Annotated in this window: 4 protein-coding genes; all 4 read right to left on the bottom strand. The window is 68.5% G+C overall.

The annotated features are described in order from the left end of the window. Window positions 1-34: 34 nt before the first annotated feature. Window positions 35-1,939, bottom strand: coding sequence for a bifunctional UDP-sugar hydrolase/5'-nucleotidase (locus GXZ33_RS09240; RefSeq protein WP_291340744.1), 1,905 nt, complete (start codon window positions 1,937-1,939; stop codon window positions 35-37). Window positions 1,940-2,171: 232 nt separating this feature from the next. Next, window positions 2,172-4,457, bottom strand: a complete 2,286-nt coding sequence (locus GXZ33_RS09235) for a bifunctional (p)ppGpp synthetase/guanosine-3',5'-bis(diphosphate) 3'-pyrophosphohydrolase (RefSeq protein WP_291340743.1) — start codon at window positions 4,455-4,457, stop codon at window positions 2,172-2,174. After that, window positions 4,454-5,008 (bottom strand): adenine phosphoribosyltransferase, encoded by a 555-nt coding sequence (locus GXZ33_RS09230; RefSeq protein ID WP_291340742.1) that lies wholly within the window; start codon window positions 5,006-5,008, stop codon window positions 4,454-4,456. Before GXZ33_RS09230 ends, GXZ33_RS09235 begins: the two co-directional genes overlap by 4 nt. Next, entirely contained in the window at window positions 4,983-6,611 is a 1,629-nt protein-coding gene (locus tag GXZ33_RS09225; protein ID WP_291340745.1) for an ABC transporter substrate-binding protein, read from the bottom strand. The genes GXZ33_RS09230 and GXZ33_RS09225 overlap by 26 nt, the downstream gene beginning before the upstream one ends. Window positions 6,612-6,884 lie beyond the last annotated feature (273 nt).

The following is a 6,884-nucleotide window of genomic DNA, read 5'->3' as shown; positions in this document are numbered from 1 at the left end:
GCCCCGCATGATGCGGGGTCCGGCCGTCTGCGGTCTAGCGGGAGCTGCCGACGGAGGATAGGGAGGAGCGCAGGGAGGACGTGGGCTTCTCAGGAGTCTTCGCGGCGGTCAGGGAGACGGTGATTTCGGTACCGGTGTCGGTGCTGATGACCAGCGGCTCGCCGTCCCAGCCCGCCGGGAGGGTGAGCTCGACGGTGGCGGTGCCGTGCTCGCCGAGACCTGCGGGGACAGCGGAGAAGTCGTTGTCCACCTCCGCCTCGACAGAGACGTCACCGACCGTGACGGTGACGGTGGTGGCCTTGGCCTCGCCCTCGGAGGAGTAGCTCAGGGAGCCCAGGTGGAGGGTGAGGGTCTCACCGGCGGCGACGGTGCCCTCCACCGTGACGGCGACGTCGGACTGTGCGGATCGAGCCTCGACGGTCTCGTCGGACTTGAGGTGGTCGATGAGTGCCTGGACGTCCATGTAGCCGACGAGCAGGATGTCACGGACATCGTCCGGGTTGATGAGGCCGTCGCCGCCCTCGAAGAGGAAGGTGGAGGCGGCGACGCGGTACTCCCGGGCCGGATCGATCTGCTCACCGTTCAGGCGGGCGTCGATGATGCGCTCCCCCTGCGGTGCGGCGGGGTCGTAGGAGTAGGTGAAGCCCTCGGAGACGCCCAGTGCCAGGCGGGGGCGGTCGCCCTCGGTCTTCCACTGGTTCTCCAGGGTGTCCAGGATGGCCTGACCGGTGAGGGTGGCGACGGAGACCTCGTTGCCGAACGGCTGGATACCGGCGATCTGGGCGTAGGTGACCTCGCCGGCCGGGAGGTCCTGGCGGACACCGCCGGCATTCATGAGGCCCAGGTCGATGTCCTGCTCGATGAGGGCGGACAGCGAGGCACGCTGTGCCTCGGCGATGAGGTGGTTGAGGGTGGACTCGACGCCACGGTTGGAGCCGGGCTCCGCGCCGTCATTGTTTCCGCGGTAGAAGGAGTTGCCGAGGGTGGCGACGACCTGCTCACCGACGGCGTCGGCCTGCTCCTTCGCCGCGGTGACGATGGCGGTGACGGCGGCGTCGGGGACGACACCGAGGGACTCGGCGCGGGCGTAGTCGTACTGCTCGATGGTGACCGACTCGATCTTCCGGGTGCCGGTGTTGAAGGTGAAGTCGACGTCGGTGAGGATCTTGCCGTACTCGAGGGACTGCGCGTACGGCAGCGGTGCATCGGCGACTGCGTACTGCTGGTGGGAGTCACCGCCGAAGAGGAAGTCGACGACCTCTGCGTCGAAGCCGCCGACGTAGCGTGCGGCGTCCTCGTGGAACAGGGCGATGACGACGTCCGCCTCGCCGGAGTCCTTCAGGCGGCGGGCCTCGGTGTTGGTCTCGACGACCGGGTCACGGAACTCCAGGCCGGTGATCCCCGCCGGGGACACCTTGGCCGCGGTGGAGGTGGCGACGGTGCCGACGAAACCGATCCTGACGCCCTCCTGCTCGACGACCGTGGAGGCGGGCAGGAGGCGGGAGCCGTCAGCCCGGTAGACGTTGGCGCCGAGGATCGGGTAGGCGGAGGCCGGGACGATGCGCTCGAGCAGGTCCTGCTGCCCCTTGTCGAACTCGTGGTTGCCCACCGCGGAGGCCCCGACGCCGGCGGCGTTGAGGAAATCCATCGTGTAACGGTCGTCGGTGATCGCGGAGACGAAGGCGGAACCGCCGACGTTGTCACCGGAGGTGGTGAGGATGTTCTCCGGGCCGTTGATCTGGTTGTTCAGGCCGGTGAGCAGCGCTGCGCCGAGCTCGCCGTTGCGGCTGTTCGCCTCGAGGCGGCCGTGGAAGTCGGTGATGTTGGACACCGAGAACTCGACGGTGGTGTCCTCGGCGACGGCGACCGGTGCGAGGGTCAGGGCGAGGGCGGTGGTGGTCGTGGCTGCCAGGAAACGGCCGAAGCGACGGAGAGACACGGGGAACTCCTGAGGGAAGACGTCAGATAACGGATCAGACACAGTTCTAACCTGTCCCTGACCTGCCCGCCGGGGACGGCGGCACGACTTCCTGCGGCTTCACGTTCCCGGGACCCGGATTTCACCGCCCCGACATCTCACGTGACCCCGCCATTCACCCGCGACACCGCCTCTTAAAGAACCACCACCCCCACAAGTGTGAGCACTCGTGGGGGTGGCGGTGTCCGTGTGATCAGGCGGTGACGCGGTAGACGTCGAACACGCCCTCCGTGTTACGCAGGGTGGTCAGGAGCTGACCCAGCTGCTTCGTGTCCGACACGGAGAACGTCATCCGGATCGTCGCGATGTGGTCGTCGGAGGCGTGCGAGTTCATCGACATCACTGACAGCTTCTGGTCGCTGAACACGCGGGTGATCTCGAAGAGCAGCCCCTGCCTGTCGAGCGCCTCCACCTGGAGCGTCGCCGCGAAGGCCCCGCCGGAGAGACCCGAGGCCGCCCACGCGACGTCGATGAGACGCTCGGGCTCCATGCGCAGCTTCTCGGCGTTGGTGCAGTCGGCGCGGTGCACCGACACTCCCCCGCCGCGGGTGACGAAGCCGAAGATCTCGTCACCGGGCACCGGCTGACAGCACTTGGCCATCTTCGCCATGACGTCCGGGCTGCCCTCGACGAGGACACCGGCACCTGCCTCCGAATCAGTCGCCCGCGCACGCGAGCTGATGATCTCGGAGATCGGGGTACGGGCGGCGAGTGCGTCGACGGCGTCATCCCGGTCGCCGAAGGCCGCCATGAGCTGGTTGGCCACATGATGCGCCGAGACGCTGCCGGCACCGATCGCCGTGTACAGGGCGTCGACGTCCGGGTAGTGCAGCTGCGTGGCCACCGTCTTCATCGACTGCGCGGTGAACAGACGGTGCATCGGCAGGCCACCCCGCTGGACCTCGGCGGCGAGGGCGTCGCGGCCGGCCTCCAGGTGCTCCTCGCGGCGTTCCTTGGCGAACCACTGCCGGATCTTCGCCTTCGCCCGCGGCGAGACGACGAAGTCCTGCCAGTCCCGGGACGGGCCGGCGTTCTGGTCCTTCGAGGTGAACACCTCGACGCGGTCACCGGACTTCAGCGTGGACTCCAGGGCCACGAGCTTGCCGTTGACCTTGGCGCCGATGCAGCGGTGGCCGACCTCGGTGTGGACCGCGTAGGCGAAGTCCACCGGGGTGGACTCGGCCGGCAGGTTGACCACGTCACCCTTGGGGGTGAACACGAAGATCTGCTTGGCCGTGAGGTCGTAGCGCAGGGAGTCGAGGAACTCGTTGGGGTCCGCGGCCTCCTTCTGCCAGTCGAGCAGCTGACGCATCCACGCCATCTGGTCGACCTCCTCGCGGTCGCCCTTGTGGGAGCCCTTGGTCTCCTTGTAGCGCCAGTGCGCGGCGACGCCGAACTCCGCGTTGTAGTGCATCTCGTGGGTGCGCACCTGCACCTCCAGCGGGCGCCCCTGCAGGGCCATGACCGTGGTGTGCAGCGACTGGTAGACGCCGAAACGCGGGGAGGAGATGTAGTCCTTGAACCGCCCCGGCAGGGCCGAGTACAGGGAGTGGACCACACCGATGGCGGCGTAGCAGTTGTTGACGTTGTCCACGAGGATGCGGATGCCCACGAGGTCGAAGATCTCGTCGAAGTCGCGGCCCCGGACGATCATCTTCTGGTAGATCGACCAGTAGTGCTTCGGACGTCCCATGACCTCGGCGTCAATGTTGTTGTCGCGCAGCGCGGTGGTCACCTGGGTGACGATCTCCTTGAGCGCGCGGTCCCGGGAAGGGGCCCGGTCCGCCACGAGGCGGACGATCTCGTCGTACTTCTTCGGGTAGAGGATGGCGAAGGACAGGTCCTCCAGCTCCCACTTGACGCTCGCCATACCCAGGCGGTGCGCCAGGGGGGCGATGACCTCGAGGGTCTGGCGGGCCTTCTTCGCCTGCTTCTCCGGCGGGAGGAAACGCATGGTGCGCATGTTGTGGAGACGGTCGGCGACCTTGATCACCAGCACACGCGGGTCCTGCGCCATCGCCACGATCATCTTGCGGATGGTCTCCGCCTCGGCGGCCGCCCCGAGGGCGACCTTGTCGAGCTTGGTCACGCCGTCGACGAGACGGGCCACCTCGGCGCCGAAGTCGTCGGTGAGCTGCTCCAGGGAGTAGTCGGTGTCCTCGACGGTGTCGTGCAGCAGGGCCGCCACCAGCGTCGTGGTGTCCATGCCGATCTCCGCGGCGATGGTGGCCACGGCCAGCGGATGGGTGATGTAGGGGTCACCCGACTTGCGGAAGACCCCCTCATGCAGCGACTCCGCCAGCTCATAGGCACGGGAGAGGACCTCCGCGTCAGCCCGCGGGTGGAACTGCCGGTGGATGGACAGCAACGGGTCGAGGACGGGATTCGTCTTCACCCGGCTGCCGGTCAGGGACCGCGCCAGCCGGGCTGACATGCTGCGCACTCCGACATTGGAGCGCTGACGGGAACGATCGGTCATTCGTTGATCACCACCAGAGGAAGATCCGACAATCTGTCACGGCCGCCGAGCTCCGGGACCTCCAGGACCACGACATTGCCGACGACCTCCCCGCCACAGTGCTCGATGAGACTGCGGGCGGCGACGAGGGTGCCGCCGGTGGCCAGGACGTCGTCGACAAGCGCGATCCTGACGCCCTCCAGCTCCTGCCCGTCGGCGGGGACCTCCAGCGCGGCGCTGCCGTACTCCAGGGCGTACTCCTCCGTGACCACCGGCGGGGGCAGCTTGCCCTTCTTGCGGATCGCCAGGATGCCGAGCCCCAGCTTGTAGGCGACGGCGGAACCCAGGAGGAAACCGCGGGCGTCGAGTCCGCCGATCATCTGGGCGCCGAGGCGCTCGCAGGCGTCGGCCAGCTCATCGACGACGATCTGGAAGGCGTCCGCGTCGGCGAGCACCGGGGTGAGATCCTCGAAGAGCACCCCCTCCTCCGGCCAGTCCTGCACGTAACGGATGCGGGCGGCCAGCGCCTCGCGGGCGCTGCCGTATCTACTCGTCTGCGTCTGCTGAGCCACCGTCGTCCTCGCTTAGCCATCGGTCCATGTTCCAGCCGATACCGGCCAGACCTGTGTACACCACTACGTTACCCACTGTGCGGTCGATCACGAATCGGCGGGGCTGGGCGGACAGGGGGATGCCCGGCACCTGCTCCCAGAGGTCCTCCTCCACCGTCCGCAGGTCCGCCAGGGCGCTGGCACGCGCCGACGCCGAACCGACCTCCGCCATCGGATCCACCGCGATGAGCACGGCGTCGAGGTCCCCCTCGCGCACGACCTGCTCCCCCCACTGCCCGGTCCCCAGGCGGTTGAGGTCGGCCAGGGTGCCGGCCTCCGCGGAGGCGTCGACCACCGTGATGCCCGCCGGTTCGCAGGAGGCCCGGATCGACTCGACCATGGCGGCCTTGCGTTCATTGGGGCCGGCGTAACCGATCCGCACGGTGGAGCCCCACAGGCCCTGGGCCCGGGTGATGTCCGTGCCCATGTGCCCCTCCGCCAGGTCCCCGAGCAACGGTGCCAGCGGATCGTTGTGCTGCAGGGAATGCAGGCCGACCGGCGGCACCTCGATGCCGCTCACCCGCGAGGACTCCGCGGCGACGGCCCGCTGGTCGACGCACGCCGCGAAGGCCTGCCGGGACCACGGGCTCCCCAGGACCCCGGCGTCCGCGAGGACCAGGGTGTCGGTGAGGTCGCCCACCCGCTCCTCGATGGTCAGCGTGTTGGTCGGGTCATCGCGGTCGACGAACCGTCCCTGGCGGATATCGGCGATACGCAGCGCACCAACCTCGTTGAGCGGCCGCGGATCGGTGCCGCCGGGCCACACCACGATGGTCCGCAGGTTGGGGGCGTCACCGTAATAATGCTCATTGGGGACGAGGAGCACCTCGCCCTGCTCCCCCACCCGGTCGATGACGAAGGGGCCCGACGTCACCTGCAACGCCGGATCGAAGGAGTCCAGGTCGAAACCGTCACGCCACACCGGCGCCACCTCGGAGAGGGTGGACCAGTCATCGGAGACCAGGGCCGTGTGCAGCTCGTTCTCGGTGAGCCCGGCCTTCGCCGCGACCGCATGGGAGGGCAGCACCGTCCCCGGTCCGAAGAGGTGACGCCAGCGGCCACCGGAGTTCTCGTTGAACACGACGGTGAAGCGCTTCTGCCCCGGCTCACAGTCCAGGCGCAGCACCTCCTCCGTCTGCGGGAGGTGGGAGCCGAAGAGCGACCGGTGGACACCGGCCTTGTAGTGGAGCAGGAAATCCGTGCAGGTGACGGGCACACCGTCCGAGTACCGGGCGTTCTCGGTGAGGGTGTAGACCACCTGCCGGTTGGCTCCCGGCAGCACCTGCGTGGTGACCAGGTCGGTGTTGGGGATCATCTGCCCCGAGGGGCCGGGCACGAAGACCGCCGGGTACAGCCGACCTGACAATGCCTCCGTGTTGGACGAGGACCCCACCTCGCTGCCGGCGTTCGTGGTGAGCAGCGGCGTGTCCACCAGGTAACCGAAGAAGTCGGTGCTCTGCGCGACCTCCGGTTCCTCCCCCGGCCCCTCCCCGGGGCCTCCGGAGCAGGCCACCAGGCTCAACGCGGTGAGCGCGGCGACCGTCACCCCCCACATCTTCCGCATCGCCACGTCTCGCCTACTTTCCGTCCCCCGGCTCACCACCGGATGCTGAAATGCACATTATAGGCGGTTGAGCGGCGTCCCCCCGCCGTGACCGCCGGTCAGCGCCGGTCCGGGCGCCAGGTGCTGCCCACACCGGGGGCATCCGGGCCGGACACCGTGCGACGCGGGGTCGCGGGTGCAGCCTCGACGAGCTCACCGGAATCCTCCGGGAACTCAGCGGAACCGGACTTACCGGCACGGTAGTCCGCGACCTCCTGGTTGTGCTTCTTCGTG

Source organism: Corynebacterium sp. (assembly GCF_012838985.1).
GTDB lineage: Bacteria > Actinomycetota > Actinomycetes > Mycobacteriales > Mycobacteriaceae > Corynebacterium.
The sequence above is the reverse complement of the archived record's forward strand: the minus strand, read 5'-3'. Positions and strand labels throughout refer to the sequence as shown.